This is a genomic window from Pyrococcus woesei (assembly GCF_050496105.1).
Lineage (GTDB): Archaea > Methanobacteriota_B > Thermococci > Thermococcales > Thermococcaceae > Pyrococcus > Pyrococcus furiosus.
The window spans coordinates 1,529,789-1,549,000 of sequence record NZ_CP179867.1 but is presented as its reverse complement, the minus strand read 5'-3'; the positions used below and the strand labels follow the sequence as shown (position 1 = coordinate 1,549,000).

Sequence of the window (19,212 nt, the reverse complement as noted above, 5' to 3'; positions counted from 1 at the left end):
CCAAAAAGTAGTGGGAGTTACTATGATAGAGAAAATTAGGATTAGGGAGGAAATCCCACAGGATAAGTACGAGAGTATTATAAGGACTCTTGAAAAGCTAAAGAGGAAGTTCCCAGGAGCTTTAGTCAGAAAGACGAAGACGGGCGAAAAAGTGAGCTTTATCGACGTAGATCTTTGTGGAGGAATAAACTTCGATGTAATTGTTGGAGTTAAAAACGGAAACCCATTTGTTGCCGTTGAAATGGAAGGGAAAAAGGCATCAATGGCCTTTGGGATAATGAAGTTTCTCCTAGAAGAGGCTGGAATTGAATACTCCCAGGAGTGCGATGGTAGTGAGGCTTATTTAGAGCTCAAGAAGAGAATGAAAGCCAAGAACCTTTTGGACTTCCTGGGACTTTCAAAAGGTTAAGCTTATTTACTCTTATCTACACCTTTTAAGGAGGTCAGACAAATGAGGGGTGGAAAGATAATCTTTGCACTCTTAATGATAATGGTAGTAATCTCCGCTGGATGTACAGAAAAGTCGACCCCCACTACAACTCCTGGAGGATTAGATAAGAGTAAGTTTCACTTCTACATCTATGGAGTTCCAACTTGTCCCCATTGTCAAAAGATGAAAGAGGTTCTTCCTGAGTATTATGGAGAGGGAAGTACGACATTTTATGACATCGGAGCTAGCCAGCACAACTACAACATCTACATGAACTTTTCCAAGTTGCTCGGCGTTAGAGGTGTTCCCCTAATTGGGATATTCTACAATAATACGCTATACGGAGTTGTTGAGGGGGAATTTCCTCCTGAGGCTGCTCAGGAGATCGTTGAGAAGGCTATAGAAAACAATGGAGTAATAATTTTGATATCCAGCGGAACATACCTGTTACCCAGAAATGAAACTAAGGCTATTGAGGCAATTGAAAATATGACCAAATGGTTTCTAAACGGAGAGGTTGTGGGTCAGTAGATGTCTAATTTGGCGAACTCTACTTTCTTTTCTCCCTTAATGGGAGACCTCAACTTCTTATGGATGCTCTGTTTTTATGTGTCATAAATATTAACTTACATTGGTATTTTACTTGGCAACAATAATCTTAATAAATTTATTATTCATCTGGTATTTTGGTAGTTTATATGAACAAGTGGATTGGTAGATTTCTCATTTTTATAGTGATAACATCGCTAGTTTGGAGTTCAGTGTCTGCACAGTGGATGTTGTCCGACGATGGAATAACCTTGGTCTTAACTAATGAGGAGGGAGAATTACTTAAAGGGTTTTCTAGAGATTATGAGATTCAAGTCCAAGTTGATGCAGCAACGCCTGAAGGTATTAAAACTCTTGGACATTATCGGATTAAGCGCTCTGGTTTTTGGATTCTCGATACTACTAGAAGTGTTATTAAACTTGGGAAGTTAAATATGAGCATTGACAAAGAAAAGAGGTATGGACTCAGAATTTCTATCTGGATTATCGATAGAAAAAATAAAATCCTTTACAGAGGGTTTGGTTCAACTCTAATCTCCCAAAATGACTTAAATGGTGCCAGCAAGAGAATTCCAATAAAAATTGTGGAAGAGGACGTCCTCCCAAAGCATGAAGGATGGTACACCTATAAGTGGGAGACAATAGAATCTTGGGAAGCTAGAGACTATATGAAAGTTCCCATCTTGATCATAGATAACAGAAAGGGAAAAGGAAGACTTCAAAGTTCCATAGCGTTGGAAGCTAACTATAAAACTCAATTCTCTGCTACCCTGGTTTATGGGGTTGACCTAAGTGTAAAGTTTAAGAATAGTAATGATCCTGTTAATGTTCTCTCGACATCGGTAAAAATTTATGGAAAGGAGTGGATACCGATAGAAGGAAGTTACTATTTTTACAGGGCAGTGGACGTCCCTGCTGGAAGTATTGGTTACATTTACATTTTGGGAAAGCCCTACTATAGACATGAAAAGGAGTACCTTTGCGCTTGGGGAATGGGATCTTATAGTTGCACTCCAACAGGGAAAGAGAGAATAGATGTTGGAATTTATGATGTGAAAGCAAAAAAAGGAACGAATGGATACCTTCTTGAAGGTGGATATGAGATAGCACCCCCAAGACTTGATTCGATATTTTATGAGTTCACAGAAGAGGGATTTCACTACTATTTGACAAGTGGCGAGGGAGTTAGCTTGAAATATTTGCTTAGAGAAACAAGTGGAGAATGTGGAATACAGTTTGGTGTTGGCATTCCAGTAGGTGCAATTGCTGTTCTGTTTGGTGCTCCGGCACCGGTAGCGGGATTAGTGGCGTCGCTTCAATATGAAAAAGCAGGAAAAGTAAGCATAGATGGAGGGGTTCAGAATTTTGGATCTTCAGTAAATATCCATGCCTTCAGGAGCTCTCAACCTTACACCTTCAAGGCAGGATTGTTCAACTCATGTTCAGTCCAAGTGCCAACGGGATTATATATAAAGGCTGAGTGATTTTATCCAATGCACTCTTCTAATCTTTGTAAAGAGCATTCCTCGACTTTTGGTTGCTTAATGTACCTCAATGTCTTTAATCCAGAGCCCGTAAGAATGCTAACTACAATTGCTCCTTCTTTGATAATTCCTTTTCGCCTTAGCTTTTTTACTGCGGCTATTCCTGTTGCAGATGCGAGTTGAACAAAAATTCCTTCTCTTCCCAGGATTTTCTGGGCCTCTAGAATCTCTTCATCTGTAACCGTGGTACAAATGCCATTCAATTTCTTCAGCAATCTTAGGACTGCATTTCCACTTGGAGGATATGGATTTTCTATTGCATGGGCGATTGTATGGGGATTTTCAAATCTCTCTATCTTTTCTTTTCCAGCGTTGAATGCTTTACATATTGGAGAACAGCCCTCAGCCTGTACCACAAAAAATCTAGGGAGCTTTTCTATTAGTCCACTATTCTTGGCTTCCAGAAACCCCTTCACAATACCTCTAAATAGGCCTCCAGATGACGTAGGGACTATTACGTAGTCTGGAGTTATCTCCTCACTTATCTCGAAGCTTATGCTCTTATACCCTTCAACTCTAAAGGGATCATCCGAGTTTATGAAATATATTCCCTTTTTCTGCCCTATTTCTAGGGCCCTATAATAGAGTTCCCCATAGTCCCCATGAACCTTTACAATCTTTGCTCCATAGGGAGCTAAGGCCTTAATCTTTTCCTCTGGTATTGTTGAGGAAACCAAAATGTAAACTTCGAGCTCAGAATGAGCTCCATATGCGGCAACACTTGCCGCCATATTTCCCGTTGATACCGTCCCAATCCTTCTAAAGTCAAGTTGTATCGCCCTATGAATTCCCAGGTAGGTTCCCCTATCTTTAAAACTCCACGTGGGATTTATAGTCTCGTTTTTTAAATATAGCTCAATTCCAAGTTCTTTCGAAAGCTTCTTTGCTCTTGTTAATGGAGTATCTCCTTCTCCCAAGCTTAACTCTGGATCTAGTTCGAGAGGAAAGAACTCAGAAAACCTTTCCCATACCCTCTTTCCTTTCTTTTTATACATCCCATTGAAAAGCTCAAGTTCCAAAGGCTCTCCACATTCGCACCTTTGATATGGGCTGTCAAATGAATACATTCTTCCACATGAAGTGCACCTAAGCATATAAATCACCTGAACATTTTTGTCCAGAAAGATTAATTAATATCCAAGCTGTAGTTAGTATGGTGTCTTTTCCATGACCTCTAAGGAGTTTGTATATAAGGTTTTAGCTACCAAGAAGAGGGTTGTTTCTCTAAAGAGCTTAAGTTCTGAGCTTGAGACTTCAATGCCAACACTCCTTCAAACCCTAAAACAATTGGAGCACGATGGTCTAGTTGAAATCAAGTATGAGGGAGATATTAAAGTCAGGGCAAAGACGATAGCGGATTATACAGGTTGACTTTTCTTTCTTCTTCCAAAATTCTTTAAAATTGTAAGTAGAACAAGCCTAGGGAGAGCAATGTGCTCACTGTAGAGTTAGTTTTAGTTGGAGTATCATTTTATCTCTTATGGAATATTGGGGCCAATAGCTCTGCCAATGCCCTAGGAGCCGCTGTAGGCTCGGGAATTTTAAACTTTCGTCAAGCTGTTTTTATAACCTCTCTTCTTTCCTTTCTTGGAGCTTATCTTCGGGGAGAGGCCGTTATGAAAACTGTGGGAGATAAGTTGGTTTCTGGACTTTCGACGGAGGCTTTGATAATAGTTCTACTCTCTTCGGGTCTAGTTATTACTCTTGCTACTGTTAAAGGTCTACCACTTCCGGCAACCCAGGGAATAGTTGGATCACTTTTAGGTGTAGGACTTGCTTTTGGAGCTTCAATTGACTGGAAGACTTTTTACCTCATCGTTTTAGCATGGGTTGCCTCTCCTTTTATATCAATGCTATTCTCGATCTTCCTATACAGATATTATTCCATTTTTGTCAGAAGAATTAAGAGCATTAAGAGGCTTGAAATTTTATACAAGTGGATGGCCATAGTTTCTGGTTCTTACATTGCTTTCACCCTTGGAACAAATGATATAGCTAATGCAGTCGCTCCCCTCGTAGGGGCTGAAACATTTACTCCTCAAGAGGCATCAATCTTCGGTGCATTGTGCCTTTCTCTGGGGGCTTATACCCTTAGCTATCCAATTATGCATATCATCGGAAAGAAAATGGTTGAGTTAGACCCTTTATCTGCCTTTTCTGCACAAATGGGAGCAGCATTTTCGATAAGTATTGCAAATTATTTTGGATTTCCTGTCAGCTCTGGTCAGGCAGTTGTAGGTGGGATTGTTGGAATATCCCTTTCAACTGGAGAGAGAATTAAGAAGAAGACAGTGCAACATATTGCACTTGGATGGGTAGTTGCTCCATTGTTCTCTATGAGCCTTTCCTATGTTTTAGTTAAGCTTCTTCTCTGATTTGTAGTCTCTTTATCTCTACACCCAGCTTTGTTAACTCTCTTATCATTCCGCTCTGCATATATGCCTTAATTGTGGTCTCTTCCCCTCCATTATAGGTGACCTCGAGGACATCTCCTACGGAGTAAACTAGAGAGAGAATCTTTCCAACTTGGGTGGGGTCCTTCACAACTATCTCAAAGAATTGGAACTTAGGTAGCTTTAGGAGAGCCTTCTCTAAAGCGGTGTACAACTCTTCAAGAATTCCGTTCTTTGCGGAGATCTTTACAACTTCAACCAAGTTTACTCTTCCGTCAGCTATCTCCTTTAGAAGCATTTTCTTTGTTTCGGCATCCTCGGGAGTCACTTTATCGATCTTGTTAAGGGCTATTATCATTGGCCTTTCTAATGCCTTCAACTCTCTGAGGACATTGAGAGATGCAAAGAACTTCCTCCTTATTTCAGGCCAAGCTTCACTTGAATCTAAGACTAGAACTATTATGTCGGCCTTTACTATCTCCTCTAGGGTTGAGTGGAATGCCTCAACGATGAAAGGGGGTAAATTGTCGATAAAACCGACAGTGTCGGTAATGAGGAGTAGCTTCCCTCCAAGCTTGAATCTCCTTGTTGTCGTATCTAGTGTTGTGAACATCTGATTTTTTGCTTCGACGTTTTCTCCAGTCAAAGCGTTTAGGAGTGTAGATTTTCCTGCATTTGTATATCCAGCAAGGGCAACTAGAACAAATCCGTCCTCTTCTCTCTTCTTCCTTCTTATATCTCTCTCTGCCTTTATCTTCTCCAGCTCTTCTCTGATTTTTCCCATTCTATATCTTATGTGCTTAAAGTATTGGTGAACCTGGTACTCACCCATACCCTTGAATCCAGCTCTATCACCCATTTTTATTCTTCGTATTGCTTCCTTAACGAGAGGTAATTCATACTGAAGGTTAGCTAGCTCAACTTGGAGCTTTGCCTCTTTGGAATGAGCTCTCTTTTCAAATATTTCGAGGACAAGTTGCCACTTATCAATTATATCAACCCTTAGCTCTTTCCAAAGATTGTAAGCTTGAGAAGGAGTCAATTTATTGGCAAAAACAACCTTATCTGGTTTGAGTTCCTTGACGAGACTTTTAAGCTCTTCAACCTTCCCGGGTCCTATATTATATCTGGGATGTTCCTCTCTAACCTGCTCAACTATTGCAAGAATCTCATAACCTGCACTCCTTAAAAGGTCTTCAAACTCTTCCCTACTAATTCTCTCCTGTCGAGATTTTCTAATAACACCAATTGCTCTCATCATTACATCTTTATATTTTTGGTTTATAAATCATTGTCAACTAAGAGCGGGGGCCTTGGCTTTCTTAAAAGAGCTTCTGTCTCTTCTCTTGCAGTTTTAACTTCATTTAGAAGAGTTTCAATTTTCTCATTTGAGTACTTCATTTTGAGTGTTGTGAGGATTCCTTCTAGAAACCCATAAATGCTAGCTTTTGCAAATGCTTCCCCTCTTGTCTTTTCGATTCCATGGGTTAGAGTTATGAATCTCTCAATTGCTTTTGCTAAGTTTTCTTCTTCCAATTCTAAGCAAAGCTCCTTTACTTTTTCAACTAGATCCATCTAAACCACCTTCTTGGCTCTTATAACGACGAAGCTTCCCCTTCCATACCCTTCTTCTACTGGTTCAACATCGCGAATCTCATCTAATTTTTTGAACAAAGTTTGGACAACTCCATCAATTTTGAATCCATTGCGTTCTAAAAGTTCCATAATTTCCCTTGCAGAGAAAAATCTTGCGTCTCTGTAGAAAACACTTTTGTCCTTTCTCTTTTCATACTCCCTTCCTATTAAACTCTCCTTATCCACAAAGCCAATTACTATGTAACCTCCCGGTTTGAGGACTCTGTACGCTTCTTTTATAGCTTTCTCTGGATCGTCCACAAAGCATATTGTTGTCACCATAAGGATACAATCTAACGAGTTGTCTTCAAAGGGAAGATTTTCTGCGACACCTTCTATAACCCTTATCCCTCTTTTCCTAGCTATTTCAGCCATCTTTTTAGAAGGTTCTACCCCCATCTTAATTCCCAGGGGAGCCGCAAACCTTCCACTACCTATTCCCACTTCAACACATTCTCTGGTAGGAAGAAGAGATTTCAGGGCATTAAGCTCACTGAGGTATGCAAATTTATTTCTTTCAAACCACTCCTCGTATCTCTCAGTGTACTTTTCAAAAGGTTCTATTTTGGGCATCATTCATCCTCCAAGTATTCTTTGAATTTCTCCATGTTAACTCCTTTTGATAGTCCGAATAAGTAAGCAAGAATTTTTTTATCCAAATTTCCGTACCTCTCTTTCATTTTTTCTATCTCTTCAAGAACTTCTATCTCGCTAAGCTCAAGTTCTCTCGCTAAGTACTCCACCATTTCCCCGAATATATCCCTTTTGCTTTCCTTTTCAGTTATGGCATCCTCATGAACTATGAGACCTTCGGGAGTTTCCTCAATGATTCCCTCCTTTATGGCCTCCTCTATGAGTTCTTTTGCCTCACCAACTGTTAATATTCCCAAATTAAAGGCTAGAATACCAACTAACTCACTCTTACTTGAAAAAACATTATCTCCCTTAACTTTTATTGCTTGGAGGAGTGGCCTATAGTCTTTCATCACTCCTCCCTTAGCTTTTAAATTTCAAAAACCTTATTCTTTTCGGTGGTGGTATGGAGCAGAAAACGCACAATCTGACATCTGAGAGACTTGTAGGAAAACCCAGGGTAATAAGAGAGGGGTATGCTGAAGTGGAACTGAAAACCATTGACGAGATGAAGGTTGATGAGAAGGGGCTAGTTCACGGGGGCTTTACATTTGGTTTAGCTGATTACGCCGCAATGCTTGCTGTAAATGAGCCTACTGTAGTTCTTGGAAAGGCAGAGGTACGCTTTACAAAGCCGGTGAAAGTTGGAGACGTGCTTTTAGCAAAAGCTCAGGTGGTGGAGGATCAAGGGAGAAAGAAGATAGTTGATGTGAAAGTTTACAGAGGAGAAGAAGTTGTACTAGAAGGAAAGTTTTACTGCTATGTTCTAGACAAGCACGTCCTAGACAAGTCTCCTTAGCTTTCCTACCAATTCTATGTGGGGAGTGTGGGGGAACATGTCAAGTGCAATTAATTCTTCAATTATGTAATTATTTAATTGTTCAATATTTACCTTAAACGTCTTTGGATTGCATGAAACGTAAACGATAGTTTCGGGGCCATGGTCATTCAGTCTCTTCACGAGCTTTGGATGCAACCCTGCCCTGGGAGGATCTACTATCACAGTATCAAAGCCCTTGATGTCTACCTCTCTATCACTTGCAACAAAGAACTCGGCCTCAACGTTGTTTATTTCAGCATTTTTGTTTGCCATTTCAATTGCAAAAGCGTTGGAATCAAATCCAACAACTTTCATTCCTTTTTTAGCAAGGTAAACTCCAAAAGTTCCAACTCCTGAATACATATCAACAACTTTTTCACCTTCCACGAATTTCTCAACTGTTTTAACTAGGTTAACTGCCTGATAGCTATTCGTTTGGAAAAAGGAGTTTGGGTGTATTAGGTACTTTACGCCGTCTAATTCCTCCATTATAAATTCCTTTCCCCAATACTTCTCGATGTCGCCGTAGGAGACATCACTCTTGCTCCTATTAATGCTCCAATAAATTGAATCAGCAAAGTCAAAATAACTTGTAGGATCTGGTAGTTCTCCCTCTTTTGTAACAAAGTTCACCATAATCTCTCCTGTGAATTTACCTTCTCTGAGAACCATGTACCTTAGGAACCCAGAATCTTCCCTAATTTTCCATGTTGAAACTTTTTCCTCTTCTATGTATTCCCTGAGTCTTTCTATTGCCTTTTTTGAAGTTTTCCCAAAAACGGGGCATTCTTCAACATCTACAACACTCCACCACTTTCCTTTTTCTCTAAATCCTATTGCATTAACTGTAACTGCAAGATCTATCCTGTTCCTATGACCAAATATCCGAGGAGAAGGGATTATCTCAACCTCTCTTCCCAGGATTTTTCTTAGCTTTTCTTTTTTAAACTCTAGTTGGGAGTTGTAATTAATATGTTGAAGAATGCACCCTCCACATTTTCCGAAAACCTTGCATCTTGCTCCCACCCTTATGGGAGAAGAACGAAGTAACCTCCACTCAGTTGCTATTTTTGCTCTTTTTTGTTTCTCTGTCTTTAGAACCTCAACCTCGTCTCCTGGGGCTGAAAAGGGTACTAAGATTTTGTTATAAAGAATGCCAAAACCGTCATCATTGAGTCTTTTTATTATCCCTCTCATGGTCATCACGTAGAAAAATGTTGGTGCGGTGGCCGGGATTTGAACCCGGGTCGCCGGCTTGGGAGGCCGGCGTCCTAGACCAGGCTAGACTACCACCGCACTTAAATCCGTAGTTATAAAAAGAGAGTGGACTTTAAAAGCTTTACCCTCCGATTAAGCCCTTTCTTTTCGGAGGTTGCTTAAAAACAGAGTTACAACATTCTCTTAGCAGCTTTATATACATGGAAAATAGGAGATAGGAAAGTCTTCAATACTCGATTGTTAAACGCTCATGTTGCTAAATGAAGACTAAAGTTACGAGCGTCATATAAGAAAACTAATCCCTTGTCGATCTTTCAGAATTTCAACATTCTCCAGAGGTCATGGCTAACTTTCCTTGTAAGACTATACTACTCCCCACTCTCCTCGATGTCCTTAACCGTTATATACCAAAGCCACAAAATGAAAATGGTGAATCTAATGGAAATTCCAGAGGAGCTCAAAGAAGTTCTCAACGTGCTTAGGTCAATGAATGCCAAGGCATACCTCATCGGGGCAAGAGCTCTTCTCATGCATGGAGCCATCGCGAGGACTACGAAGGACATTGACCTCATGATAACGATCGAAAACTTAAGTATCCTTAGAGAAAATCTCACAAATGAACTAAGAAAGAGAGGTTTCACAGTTCAGTGGCGCTCTTGGGGGCTTCTTGTAAAAACTAAAAGTGGAATTGAAATTGACATAAATACTCCAATGCTCTTGCTCGACAAGGAATTTGAAAGTAGAGCCACTAAAATTGCTGAAAATCTTTACCTCCCATCTCTTGAAGACTTAATAGTGACAAAACTTATGTCCCTTGAGAGAAAAGACTACTCCGATATTAAGGAAGTTTTCAAGTTGGCAGGCAAAATTGACTTTGACTATCTTTGTAAGAGGATTAAGGAGGCAAATCTTGAAAAGGAGTTTAATAAAATCGCTAAGAGAATAGGGGTGAAAAAATGCTAAAGCTCACTGACATTTTCCCCTTAGAAGTTCTAAAAATACTCTCAAAGCACAACTTTCGCCTCGTTGGACCTTGGAGAGAATACTACATCTTAAAGGGCAACGCTCTCATGATCCGTGAACTCCCTCTAAAGGTGACGTTTGTAGGAAAGAATAAAAGAATCGTGGAAGAACTAAAGCCATATGTTAAAAGAATTGTTTACGGAAAAAACAAGGCTTCACTCCTGATCGGAAGGCATTGGCTCGTTCTCGAATTTGAGGAGTAAAATCAAAAATAATTAAAGGATGTTTTAACGCTTTTCCCATTCCATAGCTAACTTCTCTATTTCTTTCCAGACTCTTTCTCTGTCAGCTCTATCGACTACCAGAAAAATCTCCTGCACAGAGCCGTCGCTTTTAGCTATGAGCTTTAATCCAGCCTTAGTTTCTCTTGTAACCTTAATTTCGAAGCCTCGAGAGTCGCTGGCGTAAATTCTTCCGGGAATAACCTTTTTAACCCCTGGGATACTTGCTATTTCTTCGAGAGGTCTCTCTAACCCTTTGAGAAAATGGTGCTCTCTTTTTACTCCTTTTTTGAAGTATTTAGGCATTTACATCCTCTCCAACAGCTATTCTAGAGGGGATCTTCCGTACTTAACGAAAATCTTAAGTGCTGGATCCCTATTTCTTAGTGCATTTATCAAGGCCTCTAGGGTGTGTCTAGCCTCTTTATAAGAGATTTTTACTCCATGGTGAGCGAGCTGGAGAGGCCTTAAGTAACCTCCAGCCTTATGATGGAGGATCAATGGGAGGATTTTCTCAATGTTTGTTGTTGATTGGAGCATGTAAATTACGTCACCCTGCTCGAATCTTACATAAGCTAAGTGAATACCCTTGTCAATTAACTTTTCTATGTTTCTAAACTTTGAAAGCAAGAAGTCGGGGAAACTCCACTTTGGAGGAACAACTGCGTGCTCAATCTCCAAATATCCCTCCTTTTCATGGCCAATGAGAGTTCTTATAACTGCATCTAGAAGGGCAGTGTCTACAATCTCTACTCCCAGGGTTCTTGCAAGGGTTTTTGTGTAAAAGCTCTTAGCTATGTATGCCAAATTTTTGACCTCTAGGAGTTTATCAATTGAGTATAGGTACTCAATATATGAGAGGGTCATGTGAAGGGCATCATAAATGTCATCTTTGCCTAAGTATAGCTCAACTTTTTCCTCATCAAGTTCTTGGAGTAACTCATCCACAGACTTCCCCCTTGAGCTTTCAAGGACCTCAATTGGAATAACTCTTGGAGAGTACCCCAAAGCTTTCCTGGGAATCTTTACTTTTACCTTACCACTACCATAGGCGATAACCTTTGTGTCTATGTATTTCTTCCTAAGCTTTTCAACGACGTTGTCCGTTAATATTGGGCTGTCATAATTACCGTTTTTCTCTAGATGTTCTTCAACTTTTCTATAGTGGTCTCTTAATTTTTCTAAGAATTCGTTTAGGAGATTTTCAAAGTCACTTTCTCCAATCAGCGCCCTCATCACGTTTAGACTTCTAATGTCTTCTGGATATACGGGAGGACGAACCAAGGAACCAGTTAAAGTTCCATCCATAAGGATTGCCCTTTTTTCTCCTTCGAGCTTTCTGTAAGCTAAATATCCAAGCATGTTTTCTAGTGTTTCCATCTGCATTCTCACTATCTGATCTGAAGTTCCATAGTTGTACTTTATGGCATTTGCATAGCTTAGTCTTAACTGCTTTCCGCTTCCAACTGCCAAAGCTGAAAGAAAATAAATTACAGTTCCACTTAACCTTGAGACGCTCCTACTTCCATCCACTGCATAGATGGAAGATTTTTCTGGGGAGGGAAGAGGTTTCCAGGAGTTAATTATGTTCCTAATTTGCTCATTCTCCCTAACGTTCTCGAGCTCATCGAGGAGAATTTTTGTTATTCTCTCTATGCTCTGTTTGGAGAGAAGCCTCAAGAGACCACCTCCACCTTGGAGGATCCATTTTCAAGGCTTATCCTAATCACGTGATCTGCGGCATCCTTGAGTTCTTCATCGTGAGAGACGAGGATTACTTGTGGAATCTTCTTTAAGTACCTCTCCATGATCGTGATGAGCTTTCTTCTTCTCTCCTCATCTAAATAAGGCGTTGGCTCATCTAAAATCAGGAGGCTTATCTCTCCCGCTAGGTATAGGGACATTGCCAACCTAAATGCCAATCCAAGGGCTATCCTTTCCCCTCCGCTGAGAAACGTTAGTGGCCTTTCTTTTCCTTCCCACACAACAAATAACCTTACCTTATTCTCTTCGGCCCTCACTACAACTTCCGAATACTTACCCTCAGTAAATTCTGCGAATATTTCACTGGCAAGTTCTCCAATCTTGCTGAGAGCGGCCTCCCTTGCCAAGGCCTTGTACTTCTTAACTTTCTCAATCAACTCTTCTGTGAAATCTTTAGCTTTTTCTAGGTCTTTAATTTCTTTCTTTACTCTTTCTCTGTTTTCTTTTTCAGCTTTTAGCTTTTCCAGCGTAGATTTTATTGTGTCTCTCCTCTTTTCTAACTCTTTCTTTTGAGCTTCAAGTCTAGCCAGCTCTTTTTCTAGTTCCTCCTTTTCTTCTCTCTTCTTCTTGTATTCCTCTTCGTTGTATTTCTGTTTTAGCTGGCTAAGTTTCTTTTCTATCCTTTCAATGTCCGCCTCTACTTCAGCAAGTTCTTCGAAGCTCATCTCCAAAGTTTCCTTAGCTTTGGCGATTTCCCTTTGGGTTATTTCGAGTTCTTTCTTTGAATTTAACAGGGTAAGATACCTTTTGTAGATCTCCTCTAATTCTCTTAGTTTAGAGTCAAGATCTTCAACTGATTTGAATCCAAAAGACTCTAGCTTAGTGTTAAGCTCTTTCAATTCTTTTTCTAGTTCTTGCTTTTTATGGATAAGAGCGGCCAGCTTCTTCTCTAGGGGAGCTAGCTTTTTCAGGTCTTCTGCAAGGCCCCTAATTCTACCCTCTAGGGTGCGCAACTCTTCTAAAAGCTTTTCATACTCCGTGGCATTTTTCTCTATTTTCTCGAGGTTCACTACATTCAATTCTTCTTCAATAGATCGTATTTGTTCAGCTACTGTTAGAAGAGGCGTTAATCGCTTTATTTCCATATCTATTCTTCGAAGTTCTCTTTCGAGCTCGCTTTTTCTATCGATTAGTTTGGCTAAAGTATTTTTGCTATTGTTAAGATCGAGGTGATATTTAGATAGTAGCTCTTCTCTATGCTCATCCGTTAACTCTCTTCCACATACTGGACACTTTCCTTTAGCTTTTTTGAGCTCTTCTATTGCCGTTTTTAGATCCCCTATTTTGTTTTTAAGTTCTCCAATCCTCTGGGTTATTTCATTTCTCTCCTCTTCTATTGTTGTTTTCTTAGTCTCTAGTTCCTCTAGTAATTTCTTAATGTCTTCAGGAGACTTGTCTCCAAGCTTTTCTTTTAATTGCCTTAAATTTTCTTTCTTTGCTTTTATCTCTTCATACAATTGGTGATCTTTTTCGAGAATAGCTAGCTTGTTTAGTATTTCTTTTTTCTCGTTTTCGAGCTTCTCCTTTTCTGATTCCTTCTCATTGAGTTCCTCGATTCTCTTCTGAATCTCATTAATTAGCTCTTCTACTCTAGTCAGCTCTTTTTCTATCTTATATTTTTTATCCAGGTACTCATTTTTGAACTCTTTTAGGGCCAGATATGCATCAACATCTTTCTTTATGCTGGTGATTTCTTTAACTTGCTCTTCAAGCTCCTTTTCTTTTTCTTTTAACTTCTCTAAGTATTCCTCAGTGTTTTTTATTCTCTCTTCAAGAGTTCTCTTATCTCCTCTTCTTTTTTCTAGCAAACGCTCACTGTTTTCTATCTCCACCTTTGTTTCCTCAAGTCTTAGGACTTCTTTCCTAAGCATATCAACCTTTGACCTTTTACTGGGAAGCACTTCCTCTATCTTTGATATCTCTTGGAGAACTTGAATAAGCTCTTGTTCATTTTCTTTTATCAGCTCCTCTATGTTTTCTGTCCTTGCAAGGATATCTCTGTACTCCTTTATTCTATTGTTGATAGTTTTCTTTAGTTCGGAAAGCTTCTTGTATGCAGTCTCAAACTTGTCTAGATTTAAAACTTCTCTGACAACCTTCTCTCTAGCCTCATCGCTCTCAAGTATGGCATCAATTTGTCCCTGCCTGATGTAGATGGCATTCAGGAATATGTTGTACGGGATAAGTTTTTCCATAAAAGCGGATATGGCCTTTGAGCTTGGCTCCGTTACATGCTTCCATTCATTTCCTACAAGCCTTTTCATAGCATGAATTTCTCCTGAGGAGTAACCTTTCAAAAATCTTCGGGTTATCCTGTATTTAGTACCATCTTTCTCAAAAATTAAGTCAATGTATGTGTCCCTTGCTCCAACCTTTGTGAACTCGTCTTTTTTGATATCTTTAATTCTCAGAGGCCAGTAAAGGCCGACAAGGATTGCATCTAGAAGGGAACTCTTTCCGGATCCATTTTGACCAATTATTAAGTTAATGCCCTCCTTAAATTCTACAACAGTATCGCTATGAGACCTAAAGTTTTTCACAGTCACTCTCTCCAACTTCATCTCGCACCACCAAGCCAGCTATCAAGCGTTCCCCTCTTTTTCTTTGGAATACTCTCAATTTTTTGTCTCACAGTCTTTCCTTTCTCCTCACTTACTTTTTTAACAGCCTCTTCTAATGGGCCTTCTTCTTCCACTTTCCCTTCTGTTATGAGCTTTATTATGTAATCGAAGTCATCAAAATCTTTTTCTCCAAGGATGTCTATTATTTTCAGCTCGAATTCAGTAAAGAAATCAGATGGCAATCCTATTTTTCCACTTTCTTCGTCTGTTCTTTCTTTTATTCTCCATGTGTCTATCTTTAGGTATTCGACATTTAGCAACTCTTTTATTTCGGTAAGGTCAAAAGGCTTTCTCCAACCGATGTTTAGCCTTACATAAGCGTTCTTGGGAATTAAGGGAATCAATCTCTTTATGGCCTTTCTTATTTCCTCTTCGCTACCCTTTATTTTTACATCAATAAAAGGTCTAACCTTTATTTCAACGAATCTCGGCTTAAAATCCTCCACTATATAGAAGCCCTTGTTGACTCCGTATCTCTCCTTAAACTTTATTCCGTCCCATTCGTATCTAACTTCATAGTCTCCAAAGTCCCACCTCTCTAGTGAACCCGGGTATACTACGGGAGAGCCGGAATAACTTGTCTCGTATCTTTTGTGAATATGGCCTAAGGCGTAGTAGAGATATCCCTCAGGTAAATCTCCCAGTCCTATTTCGAAGTAGTCTTCTCCTCTAGCTTCGCTTACTTCACGAACTCCCTGATGAAGCATTAGAATTGCATTGTCTGTAGGCCTAAATAATCTCTTAAGAATCTCTTTATTTGCTTCAAACCAAGCAGAACTCATGTATTTCATCCCATGAATTTCAAGGTCTTTGTAAACCCCCTTAACTAAATATTCCCCGTTTCCTAGTCTTTCACTCGTTAAGTATTCATTCTCAACTTTTTCTTTTCTCATTCCTATTACATAAACTAATCCAAAATCCTCGAGTAAATTTAACACTGAAGGGCCTCTCTGTGTTCTGTCATGATTCCCTTCTATAGCGAAGACTGGAATCGAGTGTTCTTTTGGTATTTGAAGTAATGCTATTGCCTTCTTTAATGTTCCAGGAGATGGCCTGCTTGAATGAAACAGATCTCCTGCTATTAGAATAAAGTCTACATTTTCCTGTACTGCTATCTCTAGAGCATTTTTGAAGGCTTCTGCAAATTCTTCTTCTCTCTGAGGCTTGTGAAACTGTTCGTAGCCAAGATGAATATCGGCTAAGTGAGCAAACTTAATTCCCACGTTTTTCACCTCATCTCAAAAGTCAATATCAATGTCTAGCGAATTCACCATATTTCTCTTCATCTTATTCCATCTATCAAGGATCCCTATATCTTCTCCTCCATATTGACCTGTTCCAGCTTTTCCTCTTAACTCTTTGAAGTTATAAATCCTAACAAGTGCTGGTAGCTTAATGGCTTGTCCCACAATAACGGCCTCGCCCTTCCCTAAACCTGCTATATCATCCATTAGATCTTTGCTTAGTTGCTCACTAGCCTTGAGAACGTAATCTTGATCCCTGGGATTGACTATTCTAAGGATTATCTTTGTGTTCATCTGACTTAGTATGTCCTCATTAAGCTTACTTGGCCTCTGGGAAACTACACCTAAACCCACGCCAAACTTTCTTCCTTCTCTTGCAATCCTTCCCATAATCCTCATCGCATCGTTTTCCTCTCCTTGGGGAGCAAAGATGTGGGCTTCTTCAACTATTACAAGAATTGGATAAGCTAAAGCAGGATACTTGCTTTCTATTTCTGTCATGATTTCTTCGTACTCATCTCTTTTTTTCTTACTTGTTTCTTTTTCAAACCTTTTTCTGGCCATTTCATATTCAACTCTCTTCTCAAAGACTGCTTCAAGGAACTTTCCGACAACAACCTTCATCTGGTTTTCATCAAGGGGACTCAAATCAATAACATTGACCATTCCAGGTTTTATTGCTGCGACAAGATTTTCACTGGTCACGATGTTTCCATAATTTCTTAGAAACCTTCTAATCCTAAATATTATCCCTCTAATAGTTTCAATTCTTTCGCTCTTTAAGTCTTCACTTTTCATTCTTCCTTCTTTTTCACTCCAATACTTTATCGTTTTCCTGCTTATCCATTCGTTTAATAAGTCCAAGAGGGCCTCAAGAAGTGACTCCCCTCCGAGGCTTTGATTTTTATGTTTAACAGTTTCCCAAGCCAAAGACAAGAAGTGTCTTTGAATTTGGGCTGAGGAAGAGATTCCAATTAAATCTGCAAGCTCTTCTGGATCTAGATCCTCAATTCTAATCTTTCCATCAATGATATTTACCAAATCTATTCCTGTCTCGGGAAGTCTTAGGTTCACATAGTCCCCATGAGGGTCTAAAACTACAACAGTCCCTCCGACATCCTCCACTATTCCCTTTATAATGACGGCAACTGCATTGCTCTTTCCAGCACCTGTAACAGCTAAAACTGCAAAATGTCTGGAAACGAGTTCGTTAACATCAAGTTTTATTCTAACATTCGGCCTTAAGAGTAAAGTTCCAATCTCTATTCCATCATTCCCGTAAATCATTTGAAGGAGATCATCTGAAGCCTTATAGACGTATTCCCCATTTCTTATTGGAACTCTATTTGGAACAAGCTCATTTCCCTCGATCTTTCCTAAAATTCTAACAGTTGCTACAACCTCTTCGTTCTCTCCTAAACTTTCTCCATATTCCTCTATATCTAATGCAAGAGAGTTAAAATTGCTTTTTACAGATGACAATAACCAGTTAACATTTTTTACATGCCTTACGGTACCTAGAACTAGATCACCATCTCTATTTTTAGTGACTACAAACTCTCCAAATGAAACGTTTGCGGAGGGATTTATTGAAAACTCATAACTTGTGAAGCTCGCTTCCCCCCTTACAATTCCAACGAATTCCTCCATACTTATCCCCGGTAATTATATCATTCTTCGCTTAATTTTTTTACGGTCTTCCTAAAGAATATTGGAGTGGATAGTGCAGTTAACATGGAAACTATGACTGTTGTTGCAAATAAATCCTCCCCAATCATTCCACTCTCAAGTCCAAACTTCAATAGTGCCAAGTCGAGACTGCCCCTCCCTCCCATTCCTATACCTACAATGACTGCATCTTTCCATGATCCTTTGAACACTTTAACTCCAAGGCCACAGCCTATAAGCTTTCCAAGAATTGCCGAAGCATAAAGCAAAGCAATTAGCAGAAGATTTATCTCTGAAGTGTCTGGGTCAAACATTAATCCTACATATATAAAAAACAATGGAATGAAGAATTCTGTAAGTACAACTTGCAACTCATTTATCAACTCATTCAGCTTTATTCTGCTAATAATTAATGGATCTTTTCTTTCTCTCAGCCTGCTTATTGTTAAACCCGCTAAATATGCTCCAATTATCCTATTAAGCCCTATTCCTTCCGCAATTACAGCGAGAGAGAATGTTAAGATTATTGTAAACGTAAAGAATACATTCAGATCTTTTATCACTAAATTATAAATGAGGCTAGATTTTTTGAAGACAAATTCAGAAAATATCAGTACACTAAGAATAAATGCTACTATCTTTATCGTGAGGATAGCCAGGGAAAGTAAGGAGGTCTGTCCTTTGATCATACCTGTTAGTATTCCTATAAGATAGACAGCAATAATATCGTCAGCAAAAGCCGCTCCCATTAAAACCGAAGAAATTTCTCTCTTGATTCTCTCCTTCATTATAACCCCACTTGTAACTTCTATTGCTGTATTTCCTAATGTTATACCAACGAAAAGAGCAGCTGAAATTCCTTTCCCAAATAGATATACTGTCGTGAATCCTAAGATGAAAGAGAATGCCACACCTAAAGAAGCAACAACAATTGCCTTTACTTTATTTTGAGCTATTGCGGAAAAGTTGCTGGTTAATCCCATGTATAGCATCATCATAATTAGTCCGAACTCACTTAGAACCTTTAGCTCTTCATTTGGATAAATTATCCCCAGGAGAAATGGTCCCAGGATTATGCCGGTTAATATGTGGGCAATTATTGGATGAATGTCCTTCTTCTCAAATAACCACTCAAGTAACTTGGCAACGACTAACAAAATTGAAAGATGTAGGATATAGTTCATTTCACATCCTCCTTTGGAGTAGGGCAAGTATTATCCACGATATCATCAAAACTAAAGCTAGTATCATGGCTATGGTAACTCCTCTCTTGGTTCCAAACGCTATCGGAATTGGACCAATCATTATAACTCCCCCAGCTTCTACATCAGTCTCTCCTTCACCAGAAAAGGCCGAGAGAAGGCTACCCAAAAATACAAGCATAAACCCAACCAAGATGAGAACTATGCCAGATATTATTAGAAGCTCACCTCTCATGTTTGAGGGTAA

At 39.4% G+C, this 19,212-nt stretch carries 21 protein-coding genes and 1 tRNA gene; 8 read left to right on the top strand and 14 right to left on the bottom strand.

Annotated elements, in window-relative coordinates; all coding sequences use genetic code 11:
- Positions 1-22 precede the first annotated feature (22 nt).
- The 3 genes from ACMFNG_RS08560 to ACMFNG_RS08550 all read left to right on the top strand — a co-directional run bounded on the left by ACMFNG_RS08560 (position 23) and on the right by ACMFNG_RS08550 (position 2,463).
- The gene (locus ACMFNG_RS08560) at positions 23-409 is read left to right on the top strand and encodes a hypothetical protein (protein ID WP_014835350.1); all 387 of its coding nucleotides are present in this window, start codon (positions 23-25) and stop codon (positions 407-409) included.
- Positions 410-451: 42 nt separating this feature from the next.
- A complete protein-coding gene (locus ACMFNG_RS08555) occupies positions 452-961 on the top strand; it encodes a thioredoxin family protein (protein ID WP_014835349.1) in 510 nt (169 codons plus the stop codon).
- Between the two features lie 167 nt (positions 962-1,128).
- Positions 1,129-2,463, top strand: coding sequence for a hypothetical protein (locus ACMFNG_RS08550; protein WP_011012321.1), 1,335 nt, complete (start codon positions 1,129-1,131; stop codon positions 2,461-2,463).
- Between the two features lie 2 nt (positions 2,464-2,465).
- Here ACMFNG_RS08550 and thrC read toward each other — a convergent pair whose 3' ends face one another.
- Positions 2,466-3,617: a threonine synthase gene (gene thrC, locus ACMFNG_RS08545; RefSeq protein ID WP_011012320.1), complete on the bottom strand. Its 1,152-nt coding sequence runs from the start codon at positions 3,615-3,617 to the stop codon at positions 2,466-2,468.
- 73 nt (positions 3,618-3,690) lie between these two features.
- Here thrC and ACMFNG_RS08540 point away from each other — a divergent pair, with 73 nt between their 5' ends.
- Both ACMFNG_RS08540 and ACMFNG_RS08535 read left to right on the top strand, forming a co-directional pair.
- Positions 3,691-3,894, top strand: a complete 204-nt coding sequence (locus ACMFNG_RS08540) for a helix-turn-helix transcriptional regulator (RefSeq protein ID WP_011012319.1) — start codon at positions 3,691-3,693, stop codon at positions 3,892-3,894.
- A 62-nt stretch (positions 3,895-3,956) separates the two neighbouring features.
- The gene (locus ACMFNG_RS08535) at positions 3,957-4,898 is read left to right on the top strand and encodes an inorganic phosphate transporter (RefSeq protein ID WP_011012318.1); all 942 of its coding nucleotides are present in this window, start codon (positions 3,957-3,959) and stop codon (positions 4,896-4,898) included.
- Here ACMFNG_RS08535 and hflX read toward each other — a convergent pair.
- The 4 genes from hflX to ACMFNG_RS08515 are packed head-to-tail and all read right to left on the bottom strand — an operon-like array spanning position 4,882 to position 7,537.
- Positions 4,882-6,174, bottom strand: coding sequence for a GTPase HflX (gene hflX, locus ACMFNG_RS08530; protein WP_014835348.1), 1,293 nt, complete (start codon positions 6,172-6,174; stop codon positions 4,882-4,884). The genes ACMFNG_RS08535 and hflX overlap by 17 nt on opposite strands.
- A gap of 23 nt (positions 6,175-6,197) precedes the next feature.
- Positions 6,198-6,491 carry a DUF3216 domain-containing protein gene (locus tag ACMFNG_RS08525; RefSeq protein WP_011012316.1) on the bottom strand — a complete coding sequence of 98 codons (294 nt, stop codon included), beginning with the start codon at positions 6,489-6,491 and terminating at the stop codon, positions 6,198-6,200.
- Positions 6,492-7,127, bottom strand: a complete 636-nt coding sequence (locus ACMFNG_RS08520) for a class I SAM-dependent methyltransferase (RefSeq protein ID WP_223208970.1) — start codon at positions 7,125-7,127, stop codon at positions 6,492-6,494.
- Complete coding sequence (locus ACMFNG_RS08515; protein WP_011012314.1) at positions 7,124-7,537, bottom strand: UPF0175 family protein; 414 nt, start codon at positions 7,535-7,537, stop codon at positions 7,124-7,126. Before ACMFNG_RS08515 ends, ACMFNG_RS08520 begins: the two co-directional genes overlap by 4 nt.
- A 53-nt stretch (positions 7,538-7,590) precedes the next feature.
- Between ACMFNG_RS08515 and ACMFNG_RS08510 the strand changes: the two genes are divergently transcribed.
- Positions 7,591-7,983, top strand: coding sequence for a PaaI family thioesterase (locus ACMFNG_RS08510; RefSeq protein ID WP_011012313.1), 393 nt, complete (start codon positions 7,591-7,593; stop codon positions 7,981-7,983).
- Here ACMFNG_RS08510 and rlmD read toward each other — a convergent pair.
- Together rlmD and ACMFNG_RS08500 are read right to left on the bottom strand one after the other, a co-directional pair.
- On the bottom strand, positions 7,966-9,201 hold the full coding sequence (rlmD, locus tag ACMFNG_RS08505; protein ID WP_011012312.1) for a 23S rRNA (uracil(1939)-C(5))-methyltransferase RlmD: 1,236 nt from the start codon (positions 9,199-9,201) through the stop codon (positions 7,966-7,968). The two genes, ACMFNG_RS08510 and rlmD, sit on opposite strands and share 18 nt — an antisense overlap.
- A 21-nt stretch (positions 9,202-9,222) precedes the next feature.
- Positions 9,223-9,300 (bottom strand) — tRNA-Gly (locus ACMFNG_RS08500).
- A 348-nt stretch (positions 9,301-9,648) separates the two neighbouring features.
- On the opposite strand from ACMFNG_RS08500, the gene ACMFNG_RS08495 reads away from it, so the two are divergent.
- Positions 9,649-10,185 carry a nucleotidyltransferase gene (locus tag ACMFNG_RS08495; RefSeq protein WP_430515137.1) on the top strand — a complete coding sequence of 179 codons (537 nt, stop codon included), beginning with the start codon at positions 9,649-9,651 and terminating at the stop codon, positions 10,183-10,185.
- Positions 10,179-10,448, top strand: a complete 270-nt coding sequence (locus ACMFNG_RS08490) for a hypothetical protein (protein WP_011012310.1) — start codon at positions 10,179-10,181, stop codon at positions 10,446-10,448. Before ACMFNG_RS08495 ends, ACMFNG_RS08490 begins: the two co-directional genes overlap by 7 nt.
- A gap of 24 nt (positions 10,449-10,472) precedes the next feature.
- Here ACMFNG_RS08490 and ACMFNG_RS08485 read toward each other — a convergent pair whose 3' ends face one another.
- The 7 genes from ACMFNG_RS08485 to ACMFNG_RS08455 are packed head-to-tail and all read right to left on the bottom strand — an operon-like array spanning position 10,473 to position 19,200.
- Positions 10,473-10,772 (bottom strand): DUF2103 domain-containing protein, encoded by a 300-nt coding sequence (locus ACMFNG_RS08485; protein WP_011012309.1) that lies wholly within the window; start codon positions 10,770-10,772, stop codon positions 10,473-10,475.
- An 18-nt stretch (positions 10,773-10,790) separates the two neighbouring features.
- Positions 10,791-12,146, bottom strand: a complete 1,356-nt coding sequence (gene nurA / locus ACMFNG_RS08480; protein ID WP_014835346.1) for a DNA double-strand break repair nuclease NurA — start codon at positions 12,144-12,146, stop codon at positions 10,791-10,793.
- Positions 12,143-14,791, bottom strand: coding sequence for a DNA double-strand break repair ATPase Rad50 (gene rad50, locus ACMFNG_RS08475; protein WP_011012307.1), 2,649 nt, complete (start codon positions 14,789-14,791; stop codon positions 12,143-12,145). Before rad50 ends, nurA begins: the two co-directional genes overlap by 4 nt.
- Positions 14,788-16,074 (bottom strand): DNA double-strand break repair protein Mre11, encoded by a 1,287-nt coding sequence (gene mre11 / locus ACMFNG_RS08470; protein ID WP_011012306.1) that lies wholly within the window; start codon positions 16,072-16,074, stop codon positions 14,788-14,790. Before mre11 ends, rad50 begins: the two co-directional genes overlap by 4 nt.
- A gap of 15 nt (positions 16,075-16,089) precedes the next feature.
- Entirely contained in the window at positions 16,090-17,745 is a 1,656-nt protein-coding gene (herA, locus tag ACMFNG_RS08465; protein WP_011012305.1) for a DNA double-strand break repair helicase HerA, read from the bottom strand.
- A gap of 20 nt (positions 17,746-17,765) precedes the next feature.
- Positions 17,766-18,947 carry a cation:proton antiporter gene (locus tag ACMFNG_RS08460; protein ID WP_011012304.1) on the bottom strand — a complete coding sequence of 394 codons (1,182 nt, stop codon included), beginning with the start codon at positions 18,945-18,947 and terminating at the stop codon, positions 17,766-17,768.
- Between the two features lies 1 nt (position 18,948).
- Positions 18,949-19,200 carry a TIGR00304 family membrane protein gene (locus ACMFNG_RS08455; RefSeq protein WP_014835345.1) on the bottom strand — a complete coding sequence of 84 codons (252 nt, stop codon included), beginning with the start codon at positions 19,198-19,200 and terminating at the stop codon, positions 18,949-18,951.
- Between the last annotated feature and the right edge of the window lie 12 nt (positions 19,201-19,212).